The following is a 25,886-nucleotide window of genomic DNA, read 5'->3' as shown; positions in this document are numbered from 1 at the left end:
TTGACTAGGTAAGCTAGTTAAATCATAGCCATACTCTGACCTTCCCAGCCCTTGGGAGGGTCTTTTTTACCGGCAAAAGAGGGTTTTAAATGAAATTATTATGGAAATACGCCAAGCCTTATTGGTTAAAAATGTTCATCGCGATTATCTCGGTGGTCATTATGGCCGGAGCTAGTTTACTCCAGCCCAAGTTTTTAGAAAGGATGCTGTCAGCGATTATCGCTGATGACTCCTCCAAGGTTATGACCAACGGAATCTGGCTATTGGCCTTAGCTGTCATTGGGATGGTTTCTGGAATTATTGGAACGTACTTTGCTGCCCAGGTATCCCAAGCAGTGGCGGCTGACCTCCGTTTGGCCGAATACCAAAAAATTCAAAGTTTTTCTTTGACGCAAATTCAAAAGTTCTCATCTGCTAACTTGGTGGTCCGGTTGACTAATGATATCAACCAGGTCCAGCAGTTTATGATGCAACTGTTGCAAATTATTTTGCGGGTGCCAATCTTATTTGTTGGTGCCTTAATCCTGTCAATTTGGACGATGCCGAAGTTCTGGTGGATCATGGTTCTGATGGTAGTCGCTATGCTCTTGGTTTCCAGCCAGATTTTTGGCAAAATGGGTGGGTTATTCCGCAAGTTCCAAGGCTTACTGGACAAGAATAATACGATTACCCAGGAAAACTTGGCGGCCGTTCGGGTGGTCAAGTCCTTTAACCAGGAAGGGCAAGAAGAAGAAACCTTTGCTGATGCAACCAAGGAATTGACCGACTTAAACCGGAAGATTGCTTATAACTTTTCGCTATTGATGCCCCTATACATGCTGATTTCCTATATCGCGATTGCTGGGGCCTTGCTCTTGGTTGGTCAATCAATCGTGAAGAACCCAGCTGACCTGGCTAAGATTACGCCCTTTATTAACTACCTGAACCAACTCCTTTTTGCCTTGATCATGATGGGGATGGTTTCAAACATGGCCTCGCGTGGACTGGTTTCCTTAAAGCGAATTAGTGCCGTGATGGCTGAACCTGATACGATTGACTACCAAAGTCAGGCGACAGGTCAGGGTGCTGCCTTGGCGGGAGCCATTTCAGTCCAAGACTTATCTTTCCAATACCCAAACGATGAGAAGGAGGTCTTGAAAGACTTGACCTTCGACTTGGCTGCTGGCCAAACCTTAGGGGTGGTCGGCTCGACCGGTTCGGGAAAGTCAACCTTGGCCATGCTTTTGTCTCGTTTGTATAACCCCAGTGAAGGAACGGTGGCCTTTGATGGTCAAGACCTCCAAGATTTAAACCAAACGACCTTACACGATAACCTAGCAGTGGTCTTGCAAAAGCCAGTTCTGTTTACCGGAACAATCCGGGAAAACTTAGCAATGGGTCGGCCGGATGCAACCGAAGCAGAACTCAAAACGGCCTTGGCCCAAGCTCAAGCCAGTGAATTCGTTGACAAATATGATGACGGCTTTGACCATGAAATTTCAGAGCGATCATCGAACTTGTCTGGTGGACAAAAGCAACGGCTGTCTTTGGCCCGGGCTTTGGTTAAGCGGCCTAAGATTTTGATCTTAGACGATGCTACCTCAGCCTTGGACGCCCGGTCAGAGCGCCTAGTCCAAGAAGTGTTGGCGGACGGCTTTGCCCAGACAACCAAGGTTATTATCGCTGAAAAGATTGCCTCGATTGTCCATGCCGATAAGATTTTAGTCTTAGAAGATGGTCAGATGGCTGGCTTTGGTTCGCACGAAGAGCTCTTAAGAACTTCTGCGACCTACCAAGAAATTTTCCAGAGTCAAGCAGAAAAGGAGGTAGCTGATGTCTAAGTTTGGCGAAGCAATTGGTTACTTTTTTGACCACTTAAAAACTTATTGGCGTGGCTTAATCATTGCCCTCACCTTTGCCTTTGTTAGTACCTATACGCAAATCAAGGCCCCGCTTTATATGGGAGATGCCGTTACGGATTTGAGCCGGTACTTGAAGGCTTACTTTACACCGGGCGCTCATGCATCCTTGCACGACTTTTACATGGCCGTCTTTGGGATGGTGATGTTTTATGTTTTGACTGAAATTGCGATTTTGATTTCAAGCTTGCTCACGGCTCGGATTTCTTCAGATTCTGTTGGATCAATGCGCCGGGGTCTCTTTGGCAAGTTGCAAAGAATGCCTGTTAAGTACTTTGACAGTCACCAGGATGGTAAGGTATTATCACTCTTTACTTCTGACTTGGATAACATTTTTAATGCGATGAACCAGGCCGTTTTCCAGGTGATTTCACAGGTGATGCTTTTTGTCGGCATTATCTGGATGATGTTTGCCAAATCAGCGACGATGGCCTGGGTGACTGTGGCCCTGAGCCCGGTTGCGATTATCCTGGCCCTTTCGATTACCCGCTATGCCCGCAAGCAAATCAACCGCCAGCAACAAGCAACTTCTGACTTGAACGGTTATATTAATGAGCAGTTGGCTGGACAAACGGTTTTGCTGTCTGAGGGGCAGCAGGCTAAGTCAATTGACGGCATGAAGCCCTTTAACGAAAAAGTTCAAGTTGCCAGTCAAAAAGGTCAATTCTATGGTGGCTTGCTCCGGCAGTTAATGCAAGGATTCTCCTTGCTGAACCTAGCCGTTGTGATCTTCTTTGGCTCCTGGTTAGTTTTGCATAATGGGATGGACCGGGCGACCGGTCTTGGCTTGATTGTTGTCTTTGTTAACTACTCACAGCAATACTTCCAACCAATCACGCAAATCACGACGATTTACAATTCCTTGCAGTTAGCCATGACCGGTGCCCACCGGATTCGTCAGGTCGAGGCAGAAGCTGATGAAGTTAACCAGGGTGTTAAGCAGACTAGTCCTTTACAAAAAGGGGTAAAACTGTCCCATGTCGACTTTGCCTACCAACCCGACCGGCCAATCTTAAAGGATGTTTCAATTGATGTTCAAAAGGGGCAAATGGTGGCCTTGGTTGGCCCAACCGGGTCTGGAAAGACAACGGTGATGAACTTGTTGAACCGGTTCTACGACCTATCAGCTGGTGAAATTACCTATGATGGGACTAAACTCCAAGACTTTGACCTCCAGTCACTACGTGACCGGGTCGGGATTGTTTTGCAGGAATCAGTGGTCTTTTCAAAGTCCATTTTGGATAACATCCGCTATGGTAAGCCAGAAGCAAGCTTAGAAGAAGTTGTGGCTGCGGCTAAGCAGGCCCGAATTCATGACTTTATCATGTCTTTGCCTGACCAGTATGATACAAAGATCACCCCGGAAAAGGACCTCTTCTCAAGTGGTCAGAAGCAATTGCTTTCAATTGCCCGGACTATTTTGACAGATCCGGACTTGTTGATTTTGGATGAAGCTACCTCCAACGTTGATACAGTGACGGAAGCTAAAATTCAAGAAGCAATGGAAAATGTGATGGCCGGCCGGACTTCATTTGTGATTGCCCACCGTTTGAAGACCATCTTGTCTGCTGACCAGATTGTGGTTTTGAAGGATGGGCAAGTGATTGAACGCGGGTCGCACCATGAATTGTTGGACCAAGATGGCTTTTATGCCGAATTGTATAATAACCAAATGGTTTTTGAATAAGCTAAAAAGCACAAACAGCCGACTATCAAATAGTTCGGCTGTTTGTGCTTGAAAATGGAAGCAAAACCAAGAAAATGTTATACTAGTAGTACTATAATTTTCGTTTAAGAGACTTTGGAGATTCCCATGAAAATTGGCATATTCACCGATACTTACTTTCCCCAAGTATCTGGAGTCGCAACTTCAATTCAAACTTTAAAAAATGCGTTAGAAGACCAAGGCCACTTGGTCTATATTTTTACGACCACTGATCCCAAGGTCGCCAAAGATGCCCATGAAGAACGGATTTACCGTTTTTCTTCAATGCCTTACTTTGGCTTTAAAGACCGGCGGCTGACTTTCCGGGGCTTGATTCGGGCGGTTGAAATTGCCAAGGAATTAGAATTAGACATTATCCATACCCAAACGGAGTTTTCACTGGGATTGATGGGGAAGTACGTGGCCCGGCGGTTAAAACTGCCAATTATTCACACTTACCATACGCAATACGAGGACTATACCCACTATGTGGCCCGGGGCATGTTGCTCAAGCCCGGGGCAATTTCACACTTGATGAAGTCTTATTTAAAAGGGATGGACGGGGTGATTGCGCCGTCTGAAAGTGTCCACGAAAGCTTGGTTAGTTATGGGGTTGATTTGCCAATGCCAATTATCCCAACGGGAATTGCCATTAAAAAGTCAACGGACCACCAAAACTTACGGGCTAAATTAGGCTTGAAAGATGACCAACCGGTCGTCTTGTCACTGGGCCGGTTGGCCTTTGAAAAGAACGTAACGATGACGATTTCTGGCTTTTCAGAACTCTTGCAAACCATTCCAGATGCCCGCTTAATTATTGCTGGTGATGGACCGGCCAAGAAGTCCTTGGAAGAACAGGTTGAAGACCTTGAACTCCAAGAATCGATTATCTTTACCGGAATGGTTAACCACGATGAGGTTGCCGACTACTACCGGATGGCCAACGTCTTTGTTTCTTCATCTGATACGGAAACGCAGGGCTTGACTTTTATTGAGTCTTTGGCCGCCGATACCCCCTTTGTCGCCATCCATTCACCGTACTTGGATGACTTGGTAACGAGTCAGGCGATCGGGACTTTAGTCGATGACTATGATGGCTTTTTGGCTGCCACGATTTATTACTTACAACATGAACAAACACAAGCAGAGGATGACACCCGTCAAGCAGCGGTTAAAAACGTTGATGCGACTACCTTTGCCAACCGGGTCATGACCTTTTATGACCAGGTGATTGAAGATTACCACCATGACGATGATGGGGATGATTCTGACCAGCTAAACGATGAGGAAGTTGGTTACTTGAAGCGCTTCTTGCGCAACCCCTTTAGGAGAAATTAACTTGAAGGTCCTACTTTACTTTGAAAATCAAAACTTGATTGCCAAGTCTGGGATTGGCCGGGCGCTGCGCTTGCAAAGCGAGGCCTTGGCACCAATCGACGATGTGACTGTCACAACTGACCCAAAGTGTCAGGACTATGATGTTTTGCATATTAACACCTACGGGGTAAAGTCGATGTATATGGTCAAAAAGGCCCACAAGATGGGCAAGAAGGTGATTTACCACGCCCATTCGACCTATGAAGACTTCCGGAACTCTTTTTTTGCTTCCAACTTAATTGCGCCCTTTTATAAGAAGTACTTGGTGGCCTTGTATAGCCAAGCTGACGCTTTGTTTACGCCAACCCCTTATTCTAAGTCGCTGTTGGAAGGATACGGCTTAACACAGCCAATCTACCCGGTGTCAAATGGCATTCGCTTGACCAAGTATGAACGTGATGAAAGCAAGGTCCAGGCCTTTAAGGATTACTTTGACATCCAAGAGGGCCAAAAGGTGGTTATTTCCGTGGGGCTCTTCTTCGAGCGCAAGGGCATCTTTGACTTTATTGAATTGGCCCACCGCCACCCAGAAATTACTTTTATCTGGTTCGGCCATACGAACCCTAAAATTTTGCCAAAAAAGGTCCGGCAAGTGGTCTTCGGGGACCATCCTAAAAATCTGATTTTCCCTGGCTATATTGATGGGGATGTTATCCTGGGAGCCTTCGCTGGGGCAGACTTATTCCTTTATCCTTCATATGAAGAAACCGAAGGGATTGTCGTCTTAGAAGCCTTGGCTTCTCACCAAAATATTTTACTTCGAGACATTCCGGTGTATAATTCTTGGTTAAAGGACGGAGAAACAGCTTATTTGGCATCCGACCTTGAAGACTTCGACTTGCAAATGCAAGCTATCTTGGCCAAGCAAAAGCCTGATTTAACGGCGGCTGGCTTTGAAGTCGCAAAAGAACGTGACCTGTATAAGGTCGGTGAGACTCTTTATGAAGTTTACCAAGCGGTTTTAAATAATAGCACCATCTCTGACTTTGGTCAGTCTGGTGCTAAAAAGCCGGCGTGGTCTGGTTCAGAGTCCTAAGGAAAGCTTGATGAAATCGAGAAGAAACCAGCTGTCAGCTCTCTTAGTTGTTTTACTAACGGGACTGACAGTCTATTATTTAACAAAAGAATTAGCGGGCAAGGGGACCCAGCTGAAACACGCCTTAAAGGTTTTGGACTGGCGGTTCTTGCTAGCAGCCTTTTTGATGATGGTCCTCTCTTTAATTTTAGAGGCCTTTGCTACGCGAGCCTTGCTGAGTGAAGAAGATCGGAAAATCACTACGTGGGGGACCTTGATCCGAGTGCCATTGTTAAACCAATTGGGGACAGGGCTAACCCCCTTTGCCTCTGGTGGGCAACCAGCCCAACTTTACGCCTTAACTCGTGGTAAAATTGAAACTGGTCGGGCTTTATCGGTGACTTTGATGAAGTTTTTGGTCTATCAAATTGTGGTCGTCTTGTTCTTTATTGTTGGCTACATTTCGGCTGAGTCCTTTATCTACCAGCACGTGGCCTCGGCCTTTGCCACCTTTATTCCCTTTGCAATTTTAATTCACGCTACGGTCATCTTCGGCCTCTTGCTAGTGATGTTTTGGCCGGCACTAAGCTTGAAATTCGTTGACTGGAGTGCTAAATTAGCAAGTAAGTTTTGGCAGCCTGCTCGTGTCGAGCGGCTTGTCGCCGGAATTGAAGCAAAGGTCAATAACTTTCACGAAGAATCACGGCGGGTAGCACGGTCTGCTAAGTCATTATCGGTTGCGACCGTTTATACGGCCCTACAGTTGATGGCTTTGTACATCGTGCCTTACTTCGTGATTCGGGCTTTTGGTTATGGGTCAACCAACCCTTGGCTGATTTTAACCATGAACATCATGATTGTGATGGTGATTTCGCTCTTCCCAATTCCTGGTGGGGTTGGTGGTGCTGAGTTATCATTCCAATTGTTGTTCACGCCCTTTGTTAAGAAGTCCGCGACCTTGATCCTTGTGATTTTAATTTGGCGGTTGATTACCTATTACTTTTGCTTATTTGCCGGAATTATTGCTTATATTATTCCGGACAAGAAGAATCCAAAGGTAGGATGAAATGGCTGATTTCGACAATCCAAGTACCTTACAATCGATTTTAAACCGGCTGGATGCCATGAAAAAGGCGAGTGACCAACGGTTCCAAGTCCGACGGTTTGACTCCTTTGGGGTTGAGGTCTTGAAAGTTACTTACGACCAGGAAAACCAGGTCTGGACGATTGAAGAACACCGGCTAGAAAAGCAGTACCAGTTTGATGACATCGACTTAGTGGCAATCGAAATTTACGACTTGTTGCGCGATGTTCAGCTAACTTTTTAATTTTTTTGTGAGGAACTCATTATGTTAGCTCGTCTAAAAGACGCTTTAAACCCGAAAAACCTTTGGAAACAAATTAAGTTGAACCGGTCTTCATGGACTGGGATTACTGGCTTTTTTGTTTTAAATTTGGTCTTAGTTTGGTTAAAGACCTACGTTAACTATCTCTTTAACTTTTCCCTTGGGGCTGAAGGCCCTATCCAACAATTCTTGTTGGTCTTAAACCCAATTCCAACGGCAATTATTTTGCTAGGAATTGCCCTGTATTTCCGTGGCCGCTGGGCTTATGTTTTGGCCTGGGTGATGAACTTAATTCAAACGATTTGGCTCTTTGCTAACATTTTGTACTACCGGGAATTTTCCGACTTCTTGTCGATGGGAATCCTTGGTTCTGGGTCATCAACTGGCAATAACCTGGGCAAGTCAATTGTGGCGATTATCCGCCCAACCGATTTCTTAGTATACCTCGACTTGATTGTTTTGGCAGTCGTCTTGATTTTCAAGTTCTGGCCAATTGATAAAAAGGGCATCCAAAAGCGCTATGCGATTTTGACCACTTTCTTGGGAATTGCCTTGATGTTAGTTGACTTCGGGGTTGCCTCTGTTGACCGGTCTGGCTTGTTGACTCGTTCATTTGATAATAACTATATTGTTAAGTACTTAGGACTTAATGAATATGCGGCGTATAATGCCTGGCAAACAAAGAACCAGTCGGATTCACGAAAGGAAGCCAAGGCTTCTGATTTGACGAAGGTTCAAGACTTTATCAATGAAAATAAGATCCCGGTGAATGCTTCTTATACTGGAACTGAAAAGGGCAAGAACGTGATTGTCATTCACTTGGAGTCCTTCCAACAGTTCTTGATTGATTATAAGGTTGATGGACAAGAAGTAACGCCAAACTTGAACGCCTTCTACCATGACCAAAATACGCTTTCATTTGACAACTTCTACAACGAAGTTGGTCAAGGAAAGACCTCTGATGCCGAAATGATGCAGGAAAACTCATTGTACGGTTTGTCAACTGGTTCTGCGATGACCAAGTATGGTACTAGCAACACCTTTGAATCAATGGCTGCTATTTTGGGCCAGCAGGGTTATACTTCTGCCGCCTTCCACGGTGATGTGCCAACTTTCTGGAACCGAAATAACGCTTATAAGTCCTTTGGTTATGACTACTTCTTCTCGAAGAATTACTTTAAGGATGCCGACAAGGCTAGTTATAACGTTGGTTATGGGATGAAGGATAAGATTTTCTTGCAAGATACTGCCCAGTACCTTGAACAGTTACCACAGCCGTTCTATGCCAAGTTGATTACGGTGACAAACCACTATCCATATGACTTGGATAAGCAAAACATTTCCTTCCCATCAACCAACACAGGTGACAGTACTGTCGATGGTTACGTACAAACTGCCCATTACTTGGACCAAGCCTTTGGTGAGTTGATGAACTACATGAAGAAGTCAGGCTTGTATGATAACTCTGTCTTCGTCTTGTACGGGGACCACTATGGTATTTCTGAAAACCATAAGGCTGCAATTGCCAAGTTGCTTGGTAAGAGTACCGTAACGAACTATGACTTGGCTCAGTTCCAAAAGGTGCCATTTATGATTCACGCTACCAACTTGGCTGGTGGTGTTAACCACACTTATGGTGGTGAAATTGACATGATGCCAACCTTGTTGAACTTGTTAGGGGTTTCAACTGATGGTATGACCCTCTTCGGCCATGATTTGCTATCAACCCAAAACCCACAAGTCGTTGCCTTCCGTGATGGTGACTGGGTCACATCAACTTATACCAAGTATAAGAATAAGTACTATAACACCAGTACCGGTAAGGAAGTTTCAATGGATGGTAACCCAGCCTTGAAGGCCTTTGCCGCCCGGATACAAAACTACGTTAATAACTCGTTGACTTACTCTGATAAGGTGATTACGGGTGACTTGCTCCGCTTTGATAAGGACCGCTTGAACTATCACAAGATTGACAAGAGTTCTTACAATTACCAAAAGAGCATCGCCTTGGCTGCCTTGAAGAAGGCTCAAAAGTCCAACCCAACTTCAATCTTGGCGTTGAACGGTGGCCACTCAACGGTTAGTGATTACGTCACTGACGCCCCAGAATTAAAGTAAATAACAAATGAAAATCGGACCATGTTAGCAAATAGAACATGTGTTCGATTTTTGTTATAATAGAAATAAATGATTTGTGCCAGTCAAGGAGGATGTTTACATGACACCAAATAAGGATAAGACCTTCGAGGTTGTTTCGAAGTACCAACCGACTGGTGATCAACCCAATGCGATTAATAAACTTGTCACCGGCCTAAAAAATGGTGAAAAGGAGCAGGTCTTGCTCGGGGCCACCGGGACTGGAAAGACATTTACGATTTCGAATGTGATTGCCCAAAATAATAAGCCAACCTTGGTCTTGTCCCACAATAAGACTTTGGCCGGCCAGCTTTACTCTGAATTAAAGGAATTCTTCCCCAATAACGCGGTCGAATACTTCGTTTCATACTATGATTACTACCAGCCGGAAGCCTATGTGCCTTCGTCTGATACCTTTATTGAAAAGGATTCATCGATTAACGATGAAATTGACCAGTTGCGAAACTCAGCGACTTCGTCACTATTTGAACGCAACGATACAATCGTTGTTGCTTCTGTTTCTTCTATCTTTGGTTTGGGTGACCCCCACCAGTACCAAGACCACGTAATTTCTTTGCGGGTTGGTAACGAGTATGGCCGGAACCAGTTGATGCACGACTTAATTGACGTCCAGTTTACTCGCAACGATATTGACTTCCAGCGTGGGACTTTCCGCGTCCGTGGTGATGTAATTGAAATTTTCCCGGCATCGCAAGATGAATTTGCCATGCGGGTTGAGTTTTTTGGTGATGAAATTGACCGAATTCGCCAAATTAACGCCTTAACGGGCCAAATCGTTTCCGAGCGTGACTATGTTGCCATCTTCCCAGCTAAGCACTTTATGACCGATGATGACCGGATGCAAACGGCTTTAGACGGTATCCGTGGTGAAATGGAAGAGCAAGTTAAGAAGTTTGAAAGCGAAGGTAAGTTGCTGGAGGCCCAGCGATTGAAGCAGCGGACTGAATACGATCTGGCAATGCTCAACGAAATGGGCTTTACTTCCGGTATTGAAAACTATTCCCGTTGGATGGACGGCCGTAAAGAGGGTGAAGCACCCTTTACGCTGCTCGACTTCTTCCCCGATGACTTTTTGATTGTTGTTGATGAAAGTCATGTGACGATGCCACAAGTTCGTGGAATGTATAACGGTGACCGAGCCCGGAAACAGACGCTGGTTGACTATGGCTTCCGTCTGCCATCTGCCTTGGATAACCGGCCACTTCGGTTGCCAGAGTTTGAAGACCATGTTCACCAGATTGTTTATATGTCGGCCACGCCTGGTGACTATGAATTAGAACGGGTTCCTAAAAAGGATGTTGTTGAACAAATTATCCGTCCAACTGGCTTGCTAGACCCTGAAATTGAAGTTCGGCCAGTGATGGGCCAGATTGATGACCTGGTTGGTGAAATTAATAAGCGGGTAGAAAAGGATGAACGGGTCTTCATCACCACTTTGACCAAACGGATGTCAGAAGACTTGACCGATTACCTAAAGGATGTCGGCATCAAGGTTGCTTATTTGCACTCTGATATTAAAACTTTGGAGCGAACCGCAATTATCCGCGACCTGCGTTTAGGTAAGTATGACGTCTTGGTCGGAATTAACCTGTTGCGGGAAGGAATTGATGTTCCTGAGACTTCTTTGGTTGCGATTTTGGATGCCGATAAGGAAGGATTCTTGCGGAACCCTCGGTCGTTGATTCAAACGATTGGTCGGGCCGCTCGAAACCAAAATGGACACGTGATTATGTATGCCGATAAGATCACCAAGGCGATGCAAGAAGCAATCGATGAGACTGCCCGCCGTCGTGAGATTCAGATGGCTTATAACAAAGAGCACGGCATTACCCCTAAGACGATTAAGAAGGAAGTCCGGGACTTAATCCGGGCTTCAAAGGCCGCCGAAGAGGCTGAAACGGTTGATTTGACGGCAGTTGACTTTGCTGACTTGCCAAAGTCAGACCAGACGGATATCTTGGAAAACTTGGCCAACCAGATGCGTGCTGCGGCCAAGGGACTTGACTTTGAAACCGCCGCCAAGGTCCGTGATAATATTATGAAATTGAAGAAACAGGCTGGCCGCTAAAACGGTTCGTTTAATGGCCTAGAGGTCGACGATTCGTTGGCTTTGTGGCAAATTAGCTAGTTTTGTTTGGAAAATAAAAGAGGAGCCAATGGCAAAAGATAAAATTGAAATTCGTGGGGCTCGAGCCCACAACTTAAAAAATATTGACGTTGATATCCCCAAGGATGCGCTGACGGTTGTGACTGGTTTGTCAGGGTCTGGGAAGTCTTCTTTGGCCTTTGATACTCTCTATGCCGAAGGGCAGCGACGCTATGTTGAATCTTTGTCATCATACGCCCGCCAATTTTTGGGCCAAATGGACAAACCAGACGTGGATTCAATTGATGGGCTGTCACCAGCCATTTCAATTGACCAAAAGACCACGTCAAATAATCCGCGGTCAACGGTTGGAACGGTGACGGAAATTGCTGATTACTTCCGTTTGCTCTATGCCCGGGTTGGAAAGCCAGATGACCCTAAGGATGGGACAAAAATCTTGCACTCGATTGACCAAATGGTTGAGTATGCTCAAAAAAACTTGCCAGAGGGGACCCGTCTTCAGGTTTTTGCACCAATCATTGAACACAAGCGCGGGACCCATGAAAAGGCCTTTGCTAACATGCAAAAGCAAGGTTACCTCCGGGCCCGAGTTGATGGTGAAATTATCGAATTAGATACCAACGAAGACCATGCTTTGGACCGGAATAAATACCATGACATTGACGTGATGGTTGACCGGATTGTGATGCGGTCGGACTCACGGTCACGGCTCTTTGATTCAATTGAAGCAGCGACTGGGTTAGCCCAAGGTTTGGTTATTTTGGAACCAGTTGCCCGTGAAGGGGAAGAAAAGCTGGACGCCCTTCGTTTTTCTGACCACTACTTAGGTGAATTGAAGGACTTTATGGTCGGCCGGTTAGAACCACGGCTTTTCTCCTTTAACGCACCAATGGGGGCGTGCCCCGTTTGTCAGGGAATTGGGTCGACCCAAGAAGTTGATATTGACTTGGTGGTTCCAGACCGGTCATTAACCTTGAAGCAAGGAGCGATTGCCCCTTGGAACCCAATTTCATCAAACTATTATCCAGAAATGTTAACCCAGTTCTGTGACCAATTTGGTATTGATGAAAACGTCCCATTTAGGGACTTGCCAAAGGACCAGCAAGAAATGATTTTGACTGGTTCTGGTGAAAAAACTTTCCACTTTCACTTTCAAAATGACTTTGGTGGCGTCCGCGATGTCGACCAGGTTTTTGAAGGAGTCTTGAACAATATTTCTCGTCGGTATAAGGAAACCAACTCTGACTTTACTCGCGATCAAATGGCCCAGTATATGACCCAGTTAACCTGCCCAGTTTGTCACGGCTACCGGTTAAACCCGGCTGCTTTGTCAATTAAGGTTGGTGGTCAAAATATTGGTGACATTTCGAATTTGCCGGTTGACGAAGAATTGGCCTTCTTTAACCAATTAAAGTTTGGTCAACAAGACCAAGAAATTGCCAAGCCAATCTTAAAGGAAATCCGTGACCGACTTGGTTTCTTGCAGTCTGTTGGTTTGGATTATTTGACACTATCACGGTCGGCCTCGACCTTGTCAGGTGGTGAATCACAGCGGATCCGCCTGGCGACGCAGATTGGGTCGAACCTCTCTGGGGTCTTGTACGTCTTGGATGAACCTTCGATTGGTTTGCACCAACGCGACAACGATAAGTTGCTCGCTTCGATGCAGTCGATGCGGAACTTGGGTAATACCCTAGTGGTGGTCGAACACGACGAAGACACGATGCAAGCGGCCGACTATTTGATTGATGTTGGTCCGGGTGCCGGGGCCTTGGGTGGTCAAATTATGGCAGCCGGGACGCCTGCAGAAATTGAAAAAAATAACCAGTCCTTGACTGGTAAGTACCTGTCAGGTGAACGGTATATTCCAGTTCCTAAGTCCCGCCGGAAGGGTAATGGACAAGAAATTATCATCCGTGGAGCCAAAGAAAATAACTTGAAGAACATTACGGCCAAGTTCCCACTTGGAAAGTTTGTCGCGGTAACCGGGGTTTCAGGTTCTGGCAAATCAACCTTGGTCAACACCATTTTGAAGCGGGTTTTGAAGCAAAAGTTGAACAAAAATTCCAACAAGCCGGGCTCTTACCGGGCAGTCGAAGGGATTGAAAACGTGGAACAGGTCGTTGATATCGACCAGTCGCCAATTGGTCGGACACCACGGTCAAACCCAGCAACTTATACTGGGGTCTTTGATGATATCCGCTCGCTCTTTGCTGAAACTAATGAGGCCAAGCTCCGTGGTTATTCGAAGGGGCGGTTCTCCTTTAACACCAAAGGTGGTCGCTGTGAAAACTGCCGCGGTGATGGGGTCATCAAGATTGAGATGAACTTCTTGCCGGACGTTTATGTGGCCTGTGAGGTCTGCAATGGGACTCGGTATAACTCTGAAACCTTGGAAGTTACTTACAAGGGCAAGACGATTTCCGATGTCTTGGATTTGACGGCCAGGGAAGCCTTGGACTTCTTTGCCCCAATTCCTAAGATTGCCCGCCGGCTGCAAACCATCAATGATGTTGGTTTGGGCTATGTCAAACTTGGCCAGTCAGCCACAACTTTGTCTGGTGGGGAAGCCCAGCGGATGAAGTTGGCCTCTGAGTTGCACCGTCGCACTAACGGCAAGACGGTTTATATCTTAGATGAACCAACGACTGGTTTGCACACCGATGATATTGCACGTTTGCTGTCTGTTTTGAACCGACTAGCTGATAACGGTAACACCGTGATTGTGATTGAACACAACTTGGACGTGATTAAGTCAGCCGATTGGCTGATTGACTTGGGTCCTGAAGGTGGTGCCGGTGGCGGTAAGATTGTTGTGACTGGAACGCCTGAAAAGGTCGCCAAGAACACGGAATCTTATACTGCTAAGTATTTGAAAAAGATTATGGAACGCGATTTGGCCCGCCAGGACCGCGATGAGAAAGCGGCTGCTAAGGCTAAATAAGGGTTGAATCAAAAAAAGCAGGACAACATCTTAAATGTTGTCCTGCTTTTTGTTTGGAATAATATTGGTTTTACAAAGAAAAAGTTGGAAGGAATCCTTCTTCAAATCAATTTTGAATGCGCTTAGACCGCAACCGGTGCCTTAATGGCTGGTTCTGATTCGTAGTCTAAAATCTTGATGTCATCCATCGTGTAGTCAAAGATTGACTTCACTTCTGGGTTTAACCAGAGCCTTGGCAATGGGTGCATTGGCCGGTCGAGCTGGGTTTTGATTTGATCAACGTGGTTCTTGTAGATGTGGGTATCACCGATGGTGTGGACAAAGTTGCCAACTTCCAAGCCGGTCTGGGCGGCAATCATGTGCATCAACAAGGAGTAAGAAGCAATGTTAAAAGGCACGCCTAAGAAAAAGTCACCGGACCGTTGGTAAAGTTGGGCTGACAGCTTACCGTCGCTAACGTAGTATTGTGACAGTACGTGGCAAGATGGCAATGGCGCCTGTGGTGTGGTTTCGGCGTTCCAGGCGGTTAAAATTAACCGGCGGGAGTTGGGGTTTTCTTTAATTTGCTTAATAAGGTTACCAACTTGGTCGGTTGAATCGCCGTCAGGTAGGACTGAAGCCCATGACCGCCACAACTTCCCGTAGACTTCACCGATGTAGCCGTACTTTTCCATAAAGTCATCATCGTTTAAAATTCGGTCGACGAAAATGTCCTTTTGTTCTAAGTACAACTTCTTAAATTCGGGGTCTTTTTCAGACCGAAGACCGAAGTCCGTCATGTCAGGACCGGTATATTCATCGGATTCAATCCAGCTTTTAAAAGCCCACTCGTCCCAGATGTGGTTGTTGTTTTGCAACAAGAAACGGATGTTGTTATCACCACGCAAGAACCAGAGGAGTTCTGATTTGATTAACTTGAAAAAGACCTTTTTGGTAGTTAAGAGGGGAAAACCTTCCTGCAAATCAAAGCGCATTTGGGTTCCAAAGTAAGAGTAAGTGCCAGTCCCAGTCCGGTCTTCCTTGAAGTGCCCTTCGTTTAAAATCTTTGCTGCCATGTCTAAGTAAGTCTGTTCGTTTTGACTCATGGTAAACCCCTTTTCTCAAAAATTCTATCTTTATTAGTATAGCAAAAAAGACCAGGGGGTCCTGGTCTTTTTACTCTTTAATAAATTGGCTTAAGTCGATTTGAGTTGCTGTTTCAGCTTCAAATGGGACTTGGACCAAGGGAACATTTTTTTCTTGTAAGAGTGACTCGGCAAATTCATCGTTGCGGTAGTCACGCATGAAGTTGATCTTTTTAATCCCGGCTTGGAGGAGGAGCTTCGTGCAAAAAACGCAGGGAGCGTCAGTAACATAGAGGTCGGCCCCTTCAACGGCAATCCCCATCGAGGCCGCTTGCATTAAAGCGTTTTGTTCAGCGTGGACTGCTCGGATACAGTGGCCATCGACAATATAATCGCCAACTTCTGTACAATGGGCGGTTCCAGAGACGGCCCCATTATAGCCTGAGGCAATAATCCGGTGGTCTTTGACTAAGATGGCCCCGACATGCCGCCTGGTACAAGTTGACCGGGTTGAAAGAATGGCGGCCTGCGCAATAAAGTACTGGTCCCAAGAAATTCGGTTATCTGACATAAAAAATTCCTTTCTTCTGGTCATAAAACGAGAATATTCTGTTAAAATGGAATTATGAAAGCATTTAGCAAAATATCGTTCGGAAAATACCTTGGAGGATGAAATGGGTACAATTTTAGACGGCAAAACGCTATCAAAAGAAATTAAAGCAAGATTGGCCGACCAAGTCAAGCAGGCGGGCCTAAGTCCAAAGTTGGCAGTGGTTTTTGACCCGAAAAACGATGGGTCGCGTTTGTACGTTGGCATGAAGCAACGAGCAGCAGCCAAGGTTGGGATTGGTACCCAAGATATTGCAGTTGACAGCGATGTCACAACTGCAGGCGTCTTAAAAATTGTAGCAGATTTGAACCAAGATGACACGGTGACTGGAATTTTGGTCCAAGCGCCGTTGCCAGAAGCAGTTAACGACCAAGAGGTCTTTTCAGCGATTGCCCCGGCGAAGGATGTTGATGGCTTGGGCGCCTATAACCAAGGGATGCTCTTTGGTGACCAGCAGGGTGAATATGCGGTGGCGGCGACACCAAAGGGCGTGATGACCATGCTTGCTAAGTATGACATCAACCCCTATGGTAAGAAGGCCTTGGTGGTTGGCCGGTCCCAGTTGTTTGGTCGGCCAATGGCAGCTTTGTTGAATAATGCGGATGCCACGGTGACCTTGGCCCACCGCTATACCCCTCGAGAAGACTTGCTGGCTTTCTTGAAGGAAGCAGACATTGTGGTGGTTGGTGTTGGGATTCCACACTTCATTACGGGTGACCAGGTCAAAGATGGGGCTGTCTTAGTTGATGTTGGGATGAACGTTGTCGATGGCAAGGCCACTGGTGATATTGACTTTGACTCTGCTATTGATAAGGCTAGCTTTATCACTCCGGTTCCTGGTGGGGTTGGTCCAATGACGATTGCTACCTTACTGGAAAACACTTACCAAGCAGCTTTGAACCAAAAATAAAAAATATTTTTAATAGCAAAACGCTGGTCTAATAGGCTTTGCTAGCAAATGAAAGTCGGTTGAAGAAATTCAACCGACTTTTTTTGTAATTTTTTTGCCTTTTTTACGTGTAACTAAGATAGCACGGAAAGGAGAAAGAAAATGTTTAAAAAAGATTTGCCGTGGCCGGTGATGAATAAAGATGACCCGGCCGCTTTCATCGATGAGATGCTCCGCTGGGGCAAACGACACTACCTCGCTGACTTTTACTTTTTGCCCTTTGAATACCAATACCTGGTTAAGGCTCAAGTAGCAGGCAAGCTAATTGTGCTCGACAAGCTCAATAATAGCTTTGCTAACCAAGTTTTGGCGGTGATTAAGTACAAGGCGGCTTTGAATTTAGCAGAAGACCGGCGACCACAATTAGGCCGGTTCGCCTTTGATGATTTTTTTGTCCGGGCCTCTTCGGTTGGTGATTTCTTAGACCGCGAAAGCATTGTCTTGCGGCTGATTTACAAGGGTGACCACCATTTGAATTGGGCCTTCAAAGACCAGTTAAACCGGCTATTAAATAACCTGCCGGAACCTGGTTTGGTGGTGGTTGCTGGTCCGACTGGGTCTGGTAAGACCACGACTACCCATTTGCTTTTACGGCGCTGGGCTAAGGACCGGGTGGTCTTAACAGTGGAGGACCCGGTTGAAATTCAACAGCCAAAGTTTTTACAACTCCAGGTTAACGACCAGGCTGGGATTTTTTACCAAGACTTAATCAAGGTGGCCCTCCGCCACCGACCAGACATCCTGGTGATTGGTGAAATCCGGGATCAAAAGACAGCCGAAGCGGCCCTCCAGGCCGCCTTGTCGGGCCACCTTGTCTTAACCACCCTTCACGCAAACTCGGAGTTGCAGGTGGTTGACCGGTTAGTTGATTTGGGATTGGATGGCCAGCAGGTTCGCCAAGCCCTGGTTAAAACAATCTACCAGCGCCTTTACCCACTGCCCAATGGCAAGCAAGGAGCAGTTGCCGGTGTGGCGGACTGGCAAGATGGCGAGGTTGTTAGTCACGACCCTTACCAAGAAAATGTGAACCGGTTATTACACAAGACTCGGTTTGCCAACAACATGAAGGAGGATTTGTCATGATGAAGAAAAAAGACCGGCGGTTATCGGACCAAGACCAGGTGATTTTTTTAGCGGAGTTAGGGGAACTGGTCCAATCGGGCTACCCGCTCAACTTAAGTCTGGATGTCTTGGACGCGGCCCACCCGCACTGGCACCCGTTACTTGAACAAACCAAGCAGGACTTAACCAATGGTCAAAACTTAAGCAAGAGCCTGACGACGCTCGTTAGTCCCGGCTTGGGCACCTATCTAGAATTGGGTCAGCTTCATGGCCGGTTCGACCAAACATTGATGTCCCTGGCCCAAAACCTTGACCAGCTGCTAACCTATAAGCGCAAACTCCGCCAGGTCTTAGCCTACCCGCTGATTTTACTGGTTTTCTTGTTTTTGCTGGTTGTTGGAATGGAGTGCTACCTCTACCCAATTTTTAATACTCTGGCAAATACAAGCGGACAGGGGCAAGGAAACTTGGCCTTGGTCTTGTTGCACGGGTTGGTCATCTTAGTTGGTGGCTTGGTTTTCTCTGGGTTTGGCTTTTACTGGTGGTTGAAAAAGCAAACCCCGTTGGTGCGGTTAACCTGGTTGGCGAAGTTACCGGTGGTCGGGATGATCATCCGGTCTTTAATGACCTTTTTGCTAGCCGAACATACTGGCATCTTGCTTTCGGCCGGGTTGCCAATCTCAACCATTATTGACCGCTTTGCTAGTGAAGAAACCAGTGGGTCAAACGCATTAACCAGGGCAATGGCCCAAAGTGCCAGTGACCAGCTCATAAAAGGCCGTGATCTGAGTACTTGGATTATCAACCAGCCCTATTTGAACGCCTCTTTAGCCGGGTACTTAAACCGAGGGTTAGAGGTGAACTTGCTTGGGGCTTATTTGACCTATTTTTCCAAAAGTCAGTTTCGCTTTTTCGACCGGCAGGTGAAGGCCTGTTTAGGTCTGGTCCAACCAATCTTTTTTGCTCTGATTGGTTGTACGATTGTCTTACTTTACCTAGCGATGTTATTACCCTTATACCAAAACTTAGGAGGAATTACCGGATGAAAAGAATGAATTTGTTAAAGAAAAACCAGAATAGGACAACTTTAAGGCCAAAAAAGCCAGCCTTTACTCTGATTGAAGCAACCGTCGTCTTGTTTATTATTGGCCTACTGATGCTGTTAATTTTGCCAAATTTAACCAAGCAAAAGGATAAGGCCCAGCAGACTCACTCCAAGGCAATGGTGGCAACCGTTCAGACTCAAATTGACCTGTATCTAAATGACCACCCCAACCAGCAAAATGTAACCTTGGCCGACTTACAAAAAGAACACTACCTGACTAACCAGCAAATCGATAAGGTTAAGAACTTAAAGATTCATATTGATGGCCATGAAGCGAAGGGCTAAGGCCTTCACCCTTGTTGAAAGTTTGGTGGTCCTGAGCTTGGTTTCATTACTGATTGGTCTAGGATTAATCTTTCGACCCCATAGCAAGCAGATGACTATGAGCCAGTTTGAGAAAATTTTTGCAGCTAATTACCAGCACTTACGGTTGGTCAGCCAAGATGGTGGAGATGACCAGGTGCTGTCTTTTGAAAAGGAGGCGGTGACTTTTGGCAGTAACCAAAACCAGCTGGCCTACCCGGATGGGTACCAAGTGGCCAAGAACCACCAGGTAACCTTGAAAAATACCGGCTATGTTGCTCCGCAGACGGTGCTACTAGAAAAGGGGCGGGTAGTGTTAGCAATTATTTTTCAGTTTGGAGGTGGAACCTATCGCTTTGAAGAACGACAAAAATCCTAGCTTTGCACTAGTAGAAGGCCTGGTTGCATTAGCTTTGTTAACCGGGGCAGCCTTATTTGAATGGCACTTGGTGACGGATTTTTCCAGACAAAAACAACGGCTTTACCAAGAAAACCAAGACCTTTTACGAAAAGAGATTCGCCAAGCCAAACAATTCAACCAGCAAAAAGAAAGCCAATAAAGGAGAAGGAGATGGTTAAAAGAAAACCGGGTTTTACCCTAGTCGAAGCCCTCCTGTCATTGTTAGTAGCTGCCTTAATTTTTGAAGGAATTGCCGTTATGGTCCCAAAGCATTTTCACCAATCAAATTTTGCAAGGGCAGAGCTAACATTGCAATCCGTCACAGACCAAATTAGTGCTCAGGGCTACCGGTTTGTGTCGGCTAACAAAGAGGGGATTAAATTAATGAAACGAAAGAAAGACCTGGTTAAAATTACTGTGCGGAAGGAAAACCTGGTGATGACTAGTGAAAATAACCGTGGTCAGGTGATTTTAATGTCAGGTGTTAAAGAACTAACGGTTGAAGATGGTGGCTTTTGCCATTACCTAAAAGTTGAAACAGTCGGTGGCAGGAAGTTGCCTGGACTTTTATTCATCGCTCAAGATGACGAACAAGATTTTCAAGGAAGAAAGCAGCCATGAAACAGCCTGCTTATGTCCTCTTGCCAACGATTATTCTCTTAGCTATCTTGGCGACTGCCTATTTCTGGCAAGCTAAGGTTTTTGACCAAGAAATTAAAGCAGTGGACCTCGCTAACCGTCATTTAAAAGTTAATATTTGCCAAATGAAGGCCAATGCTGCCTACCAAAGTGATCGGGTTGTCGCTGGCAACTGGGACGAGTATTCTTGGCAGGTTGACCCAGGTGACCGCCAGGTCCAAATTGAAGGTCGAAACCGGTCTTACCACCGGCCTTTAATCGTCGATTAGTCTTGTTTCACCGGCTTAAAAAGGCTAAAATAATAGCATGATTAATGAACAGATTCTCACTTATTTTAATAAAATTTTTGCAGTGGTTGACCAAATCCACCAAGCAGAAAAAGTTTCGAACCGGAAGGCTTTGGTTGAAACGTTAGCAACCTTAAACGCTGGCCAAGTAGTCACAGCCGACGCCTTAGCTTATTCACCAACTAGCCAAGACCGACTGGCCAGCTTAAAGGACCTTAAATGGTCAACCTTAGCCTATGCCGACCGACGCAATATCTTACAACTCTTGTTGTTGAAGGCCGATAAGGCCGACAAGGTCTTAACTAATGACCAGCTCACGCCTGATGGGATTGGTTATTTGCTTGGTGAACTTGTTTTCCAAACGGCTCACTTGACGGCAAATAGTTCAATCCTAGACATGGTTGTTGGGACCGGTAACTTGCTTTGGACTGTTCAAGAAACCTTGGACCGGCATGACTTGGGCCAGGTTCATTTGGCCGGGCTCGATAATAGTCAAGACCAGTTAGACCTGGCAACGGTGACAGATGAAGCCTTGAACCGGGAAGAAACGCCCTTGTACTTAGGGGATGTCTTACAGCAAGAACCAGGTAGCGTTGAGCCAGCAGATGTTGTGATTGGCGACTTACCAATTGGTTACTACCCGGGCCAAGCACCAGCCGATTTTGCCACGGCCTTCACAACTGAAAAAGACAAGGCCTATGCCCATTATTTGATGGTCGAGAAATCTTTGGAATTGGTTAAAGATGATGGTTGGGTCTACCTGGTCGTGCCAGCCGACTTATTAACGGGTGACCACCACGAAGCAATCCTAAAACTTTTGTCAAAAAAAGCCCAATTAAAGGCCTTCTTGTCACTGCCAAATGAATTTTTCAAAAACCAAGAACGGGCCAAGGCTATTTTGGTTTTGCGTAAGCCAGGGGTCGGGCCAAAGCAAGAAGTTTTGATGGGGCAATACCCGTCTGTTAAGGACCCAAAAACCTTGCAAGAATTTTTGCAAGATATCGCTGCCTGGGGTAAACTTAGGTAAGTTAGAAAATGAATAAATAACAAAGATAGGTGGATTTTTCATGGCTAAGATTATGGCTGTTAATGCCGGTAGTTCTTCACTCAAGTTTCAACTGCTGGAAATGCCAAAGGAACAAGTAATTGCTCAAGGTTTGATCGAACGAATTGGGATGGATGATGCCATTGTTACCATTAAGTTTGCTACCAATGACACGGCTGCTAAGAACTCAGAAGTTGAAATTTCTGGCGAAAAAGCCAAGTTCAAGACGCAAGCAGCAATCAAGGACCACCAAGTGGCCATCAACTTGATGTTGAAGCAATTGTCTGACTTAGCCATTATTGAAGACTTCAGCGAAATCGTTGGGGTTGGTCACCGAGTTGTTGCCGGTGGTGAATACTTTGACAAGTCTGTTTTGGTTAACGATGATGTCTTAGCTAAGATTGATGAATTGGCCGCATACGCACCATTACACAACCCAGCTAATGCTTTGGGAATTCGGGCTTTCCAAAAGTTGTTGCCTGACGCAACTTCTGTGGCGGTCTTTGATACGTCGTTCCACCAAACGATGCCAAAGGTTAACTACTTGTACTCATTACCATACGAATACTATGAAAAGTATGGTGCTCGTAAGTACGGAGCCCATGGAACATCACACCGTTACGTTGCTAGCCGTGCTGCTGAAATGCTCGGTAAGAAGTTAGATGACTTGAAGTTGATCACATTGCACTTGGGTGCTGGTGCTTCAATTACTGCCATTAAGGATGGCAAGTCATTTGATACCTCAATGGGCTTCACACCACTTGCTGGTGTCACGATGGCTACTCGGTCTGGGGACGTTGATGCTTCATTGGTCAACTTCATCCAAACTAAGGAAAACTTGTCAAATGAAGACATGTTGACGGTTTTGAACAAGAAGTCTGGTTTGCAAGGTATCTCGCAAGTATCAAGCGATATGCGTGACTTGTTAGCTGCCCGCAAGGACAATGAACAAGCTGACCTAGCAATTAAAATCTTTGTTGACCGGGTGATCCGCTACGTTGGTCAATATATTGCCGAAATGGGTGGTGCTGATGCTTTGGTCTTCACCGCTGGTATTGGTGAAAATGCTGACTGGGTCCGTGAAGAAATTACTGACCGGTTGGGTTACTTTGGTATTACCATTGATAAGGACAAGAACACTGGCTGCCGTGAAGAGGCTGATGTTTCAGCAGCAGACGCTAAGATCAAGACTTTGGTTGTGCCAACCGATGAAGAATTGATGATTGCCCGCGATGTGCAAGATTTGATGGCCTAAAGTTTGATTGTAAAAAAGAGCATAACGAGGATTCTCGTTATGCTTTTTGTTGGGGAAAGTAGAGGGTCGACGACCAGCCGGCGTTAGAGTAGAAGAAGTATGAAAGATAAAAATAAGTATACGTTAGATGGTTCATTGCTTGATTCAGTGAACATGCAAAGAAGTAAGGACAAGACCCCAAGGGCCCGTAATGGCCATTCTTGGTGGAAGTGGGCCTTGGGCGTGTTGGCCATTTTGATTGTTGCGGCTGGAATCTTTGGCTTGATTGAATACCATAATTATGGTCCGAAAAACGCTAATGATTTGTCAGAACAAACCGTCACAATTACTTCTGACCAGAGTACTAAACAGATTGCTCAGGCATTGCAAGACGCTGGCGTAATCCGCAAGGCTAAGTACTTTGAACGCTATGCTAAGCGTTATGGGGCTAGCCAAATTGAGGCTGGTTCTTACGTTGTTTCACCAGTCGAAAGTATCAAGCAGTTGTACGAACAACTTTGTGAAGGGGATGGGGCTGACCCAGTTCTTTCATCAAAGTACACCTACATTTCAAACACTAAGACTTATGATATGACGGCTTCAACGATTGCCAACGCCACTGGCGTATCAAGGTCAAAGTTGGTGGCTGCTTATACAGATAAGGCTTTGATTGCTAAGGCAAAGAAGAAGTATCCAAAGCTCTTTGAAAATGCTAAGTCTGGTTATACTTTGTACGACTTAGTTTTGTCAGGTATTTACCGCTTTAAGAAGGAAAAGTCTGCTGATGATGTCGTGATGGACTTGTTGAAGCAAAGTAACAAGACTTTGTCACCATACTATAGCAAGCTTGAAGCAAACCAAATCCCAGCCTCAACGGCCATCTTGCTAGCGCCAGAAGGCGGAATGAAAGAGTTTAACCGTCGCTTGGCCTTCATTAAGAAGATTGCGGCATACGCTCAAACCTTGAAGACACAATATGGTATCTTACCTTCAATTTCAATTGCGCAAGCAATCCATGAATCAAACTGGGATGATTCAGTCTTGTCAACCAAGTACCATAACTACTTTGGTGTGAAAACGGATGATACCACTGCTGGTAAGTCAGTTGTCCTAGAGACTCAAGAAGTTGAAAATGGTAAGACCGTCACGAAGAAGGCTCGCTTTGCGGTTTATACTTCTTACAAGCAATCAATGGAAGCTCATGCCAAGACGCTGAAGAACGGAAATACTTGGAACGCTAACCAGTTTGCTGACGTTTTGGCTGCTACGAACTATTCAGATGCTGCCCAAGCATTGTACAAGGATGGTTATGCAACTGATCCAACTTATCCAAAGTCAATCATTACCACGATTGAAAACTGGAACTTGTCACGTTACGATAAGTAATAGTATTGTAAAAGGCCTGCAATAGCAGGCCTTTTTGCTTTGTGAAAAAAATAATTCAAAAAATTGTTGTGTAACCGTTTACATTATTGTAAAATAAAGTTTGTAAGATAAGTGAAAGGAGTCCAGGTAAAATGGATTATGCAATTTTGATTGCCTTACTGCCCGCCTTGTTTTGGGGGTCAGTTGGCTTAGTTTCAACGAAGATGGGTGGGTCAGCTGCCCAACAGACATTTGGAATGTCACTGGGAGCCTTGCTCTTTGGTTTGTTGACGATGTTCTTCTTCGTTATCCCAAATGGTTTCTACCTCGGATCTGAAATCTGGGTCGTTGGAATCTTGTCAGGTTTGGTTTGGGCCATGGGAATGGTCTTCCAGTTCTTGCTCTTTAAGCAAATGGGTGTTTCGCTTGGAATGCCACTATCAACTGCCGGACAAATCATTATGAACGCTCTCTTGGCTGCTACCCTTCTTGGTGAATGGGTTAGCGTTGCGATGTGGGTTGTTGGAATTATCGCGATCGCTTTGGTTGTCTTTGGGGCCGTTTTGATTTCAAAGCCTGACAAGAACGATACGACGCCATCTAAGATTGATGCCAAGGGAATCTTGTACTTGGTCTTGTCAACGGCTGGTTTCATGTTGTACTTCGTTTTGCCAAACTTCTTGTCAAAGATTGGTTATATCTCAGACAACATCAAGACTGCCGGTAATGGTTTGAACTACATGACTGCTATTGTTGGTCCACAGGCCATCGGTCAAGTTGTTGGAGCCTTGATTATTGTTCTCTTTGTCTTCCGTGAAGGCGGTCAGATGTTTGCCAAGCCAACTTGGAAGAACGTGACGACTGGTCTTGTTTGGGCCTTTGGAAACATCTTTATGTTTGTTTCATCTGCTGACCCTGCTGTTGGTCAGACAATCGCCACGGCCTTGTCACAGTTGAGTATTATTGTCGGAACTTTCGGTGGAATTTACATCTTGCACGAAAAGAAGACGTCAACTCAGATGAAGCTGATCCTGATTGGAACCTTGCTTGTTTTGGTTGGGGCGCTCTTCATTGGTAACATTCATTCCTTTGCTTAATAATAGTGAATATAAGTTAAAAGAAGCGAGCCGGACTTGGCTTGCTTCTTTTTGTTTGGCGATTATGGGAAATTTATTGGCAAATAAAAAGTCCAACCACAATGACGTATACCCCAAAAACTAAAGTAAATATTTACTAGTTCGCTAAGCGGCTGGTTGCCGATATTCAATCGGTGA

23 protein-coding genes and 1 pseudogene are annotated in these 25,886 nt (G+C 45.5%); 22 read left to right on the top strand and 2 right to left on the bottom strand.

Going from position 1 to position 25,886, the window contains the following annotated elements; genetic code table 11:
* Positions 1-89 precede the first annotated feature (89 nt).
* The 9 genes from AC5162_RS05370 to uvrA all read left to right on the top strand — a co-directional run bounded on the left by AC5162_RS05370 (position 90) and on the right by uvrA (position 14,549).
* The gene (locus tag AC5162_RS05370) at positions 90-1,820 is read left to right on the top strand and encodes an ABC transporter ATP-binding protein (protein ID WP_496534230.1); all 1,731 of its coding nucleotides are present in this window, start codon (positions 90-92) and stop codon (positions 1,818-1,820) included.
* The gene (locus AC5162_RS05365) at positions 1,813-3,585 is read left to right on the top strand and encodes an ABC transporter ATP-binding protein (RefSeq protein ID WP_496534229.1); all 1,773 of its coding nucleotides are present in this window, start codon (positions 1,813-1,815) and stop codon (positions 3,583-3,585) included. Before AC5162_RS05370 ends, AC5162_RS05365 begins: the two co-directional genes overlap by 8 nt.
* Before the next feature lie 126 nt (positions 3,586-3,711).
* Positions 3,712-4,941, top strand: coding sequence for a glycosyltransferase family 4 protein (locus tag AC5162_RS05360; RefSeq protein WP_496534228.1), 1,230 nt, complete (start codon positions 3,712-3,714; stop codon positions 4,939-4,941).
* Position 4,942: 1 nt separating this feature from the next.
* Complete coding sequence (locus AC5162_RS05355) at positions 4,943-6,016, top strand: LTA glycolipid anchor biosynthesis glycosyltransferase, IagA/BgsA family (protein WP_496534227.1); 1,074 nt, start codon at positions 4,943-4,945, stop codon at positions 6,014-6,016.
* 10 nt (positions 6,017-6,026) lie between these two features.
* Entirely contained in the window at positions 6,027-7,061 is a 1,035-nt protein-coding gene (locus AC5162_RS05350; protein WP_496534226.1) for a lysylphosphatidylglycerol synthase transmembrane domain-containing protein, read from the top strand.
* Position 7,062: 1 nt separating this feature from the next.
* Entirely contained in the window at positions 7,063-7,323 is a 261-nt protein-coding gene (locus tag AC5162_RS05345; RefSeq protein WP_496534225.1) for a YkuJ family protein, read from the top strand.
* 21 nt (positions 7,324-7,344) lie between these two features.
* A complete protein-coding gene (locus tag AC5162_RS05340) occupies positions 7,345-9,459 on the top strand; it encodes an LTA synthase family protein (protein ID WP_496534224.1) in 2,115 nt (704 codons plus the stop codon).
* A gap of 100 nt (positions 9,460-9,559) precedes the next feature.
* On the top strand, positions 9,560-11,566 hold the full coding sequence (uvrB, locus tag AC5162_RS05335) for an excinuclease ABC subunit UvrB (protein WP_496534223.1): 2,007 nt from the start codon (positions 9,560-9,562) through the stop codon (positions 11,564-11,566).
* Between the two features lie 88 nt (positions 11,567-11,654).
* Positions 11,655-14,549: an excinuclease ABC subunit UvrA gene (uvrA, locus tag AC5162_RS05330; RefSeq protein WP_496534222.1), complete on the top strand. Its 2,895-nt coding sequence runs from the start codon at positions 11,655-11,657 to the stop codon at positions 14,547-14,549.
* 122 nt (positions 14,550-14,671) lie between these two features.
* Here the strand turns inward: uvrA and AC5162_RS05325 are convergent, their stop codons facing one another.
* On the bottom strand, positions 14,672-15,634 hold the full coding sequence (locus AC5162_RS05325) for a thymidylate synthase (RefSeq protein ID WP_496534221.1): 963 nt from the start codon (positions 15,632-15,634) through the stop codon (positions 14,672-14,674).
* A gap of 70 nt (positions 15,635-15,704) precedes the next feature.
* Complete coding sequence (locus tag AC5162_RS05320; protein WP_496534220.1) at positions 15,705-16,184, bottom strand: deoxycytidylate deaminase; 480 nt, start codon at positions 16,182-16,184, stop codon at positions 15,705-15,707.
* 103 nt (positions 16,185-16,287) lie between these two features.
* Between AC5162_RS05320 and AC5162_RS05315 the strand changes: the two genes are divergently transcribed.
* The 13 genes and pseudogenes from AC5162_RS05315 (at position 16,288) to AC5162_RS05255 (ending at position 25,709) form a co-directional block, all read left to right on the top strand.
* A complete protein-coding gene (locus tag AC5162_RS05315) occupies positions 16,288-17,133 on the top strand; it encodes a bifunctional 5,10-methylenetetrahydrofolate dehydrogenase/5,10-methenyltetrahydrofolate cyclohydrolase (protein WP_496534219.1) in 846 nt (281 codons plus the stop codon).
* Positions 17,134-17,274: 141 nt separating this feature from the next.
* On the top strand, positions 17,275-18,255 hold the full coding sequence (locus tag AC5162_RS05310) for an ATPase, T2SS/T4P/T4SS family (protein WP_496534218.1): 981 nt from the start codon (positions 17,275-17,277) through the stop codon (positions 18,253-18,255).
* The gene (locus tag AC5162_RS05305; RefSeq protein WP_496534217.1) at positions 18,252-19,280 is read left to right on the top strand and encodes a type II secretion system F family protein; all 1,029 of its coding nucleotides are present in this window, start codon (positions 18,252-18,254) and stop codon (positions 19,278-19,280) included. The genes AC5162_RS05310 and AC5162_RS05305 overlap by 4 nt, the downstream gene beginning before the upstream one ends.
* Positions 19,281-19,285: 5 nt before the next feature.
* Entirely contained in the window at positions 19,286-19,624 is a 339-nt protein-coding gene (gene comGC, locus AC5162_RS05300) for a competence type IV pilus major pilin ComGC (protein WP_496534244.1), read from the top strand.
* Positions 19,602-19,652 (top strand): annotated as a pseudogene (locus tag AC5162_RS05295) (hypothetical protein); the annotation flags it as partial. The gene comGC and the pseudogene AC5162_RS05295, both read left to right, overlap by 23 nt.
* Before the next feature lie 69 nt (positions 19,653-19,721).
* Entirely contained in the window at positions 19,722-20,021 is a 300-nt protein-coding gene (locus AC5162_RS05290; RefSeq protein WP_496534245.1) for a type II secretion protein, read from the top strand.
* Positions 19,999-20,202 (top strand): hypothetical protein, encoded by a 204-nt coding sequence (locus AC5162_RS05285; protein WP_496534216.1) that lies wholly within the window; start codon positions 19,999-20,001, stop codon positions 20,200-20,202. Before AC5162_RS05290 ends, AC5162_RS05285 begins: the two co-directional genes overlap by 23 nt.
* 11 nt (positions 20,203-20,213) lie before the next feature.
* Complete coding sequence (locus AC5162_RS05280) at positions 20,214-20,663, top strand: hypothetical protein (RefSeq protein WP_496534215.1); 450 nt, start codon at positions 20,214-20,216, stop codon at positions 20,661-20,663.
* Positions 20,660-20,950 (top strand): hypothetical protein, encoded by a 291-nt coding sequence (locus AC5162_RS05275; protein ID WP_496534214.1) that lies wholly within the window; start codon positions 20,660-20,662, stop codon positions 20,948-20,950. The genes AC5162_RS05280 and AC5162_RS05275 overlap by 4 nt, the downstream gene beginning before the upstream one ends.
* 37 nt (positions 20,951-20,987) lie before the next feature.
* Entirely contained in the window at positions 20,988-21,995 is a 1,008-nt protein-coding gene (locus tag AC5162_RS05270) for a class I SAM-dependent methyltransferase (protein WP_496534213.1), read from the top strand.
* Positions 21,996-22,035: 40 nt separating this feature from the next.
* Positions 22,036-23,268 (top strand): acetate/propionate family kinase, encoded by a 1,233-nt coding sequence (locus tag AC5162_RS05265; protein WP_496534212.1) that lies wholly within the window; start codon positions 22,036-22,038, stop codon positions 23,266-23,268.
* Between the two features lie 99 nt (positions 23,269-23,367).
* The gene (locus AC5162_RS05260; RefSeq protein ID WP_496534211.1) at positions 23,368-24,633 is read left to right on the top strand and encodes an endolytic transglycosylase MltG; all 1,266 of its coding nucleotides are present in this window, start codon (positions 23,368-23,370) and stop codon (positions 24,631-24,633) included.
* A gap of 131 nt (positions 24,634-24,764) precedes the next feature.
* The gene (locus tag AC5162_RS05255) at positions 24,765-25,709 is read left to right on the top strand and encodes a GRP family sugar transporter (RefSeq protein WP_496534210.1); all 945 of its coding nucleotides are present in this window, start codon (positions 24,765-24,767) and stop codon (positions 25,707-25,709) included.
* Positions 25,710-25,886 lie beyond the last annotated feature (177 nt).

It is taken from the genome of Fructobacillus sp. ChS1-6f1-1-27, assembly GCF_059579415.1.
The sequence above is the reverse complement of the archived record's forward strand: the minus strand, read 5'-3'. Positions and strand labels throughout refer to the sequence as shown.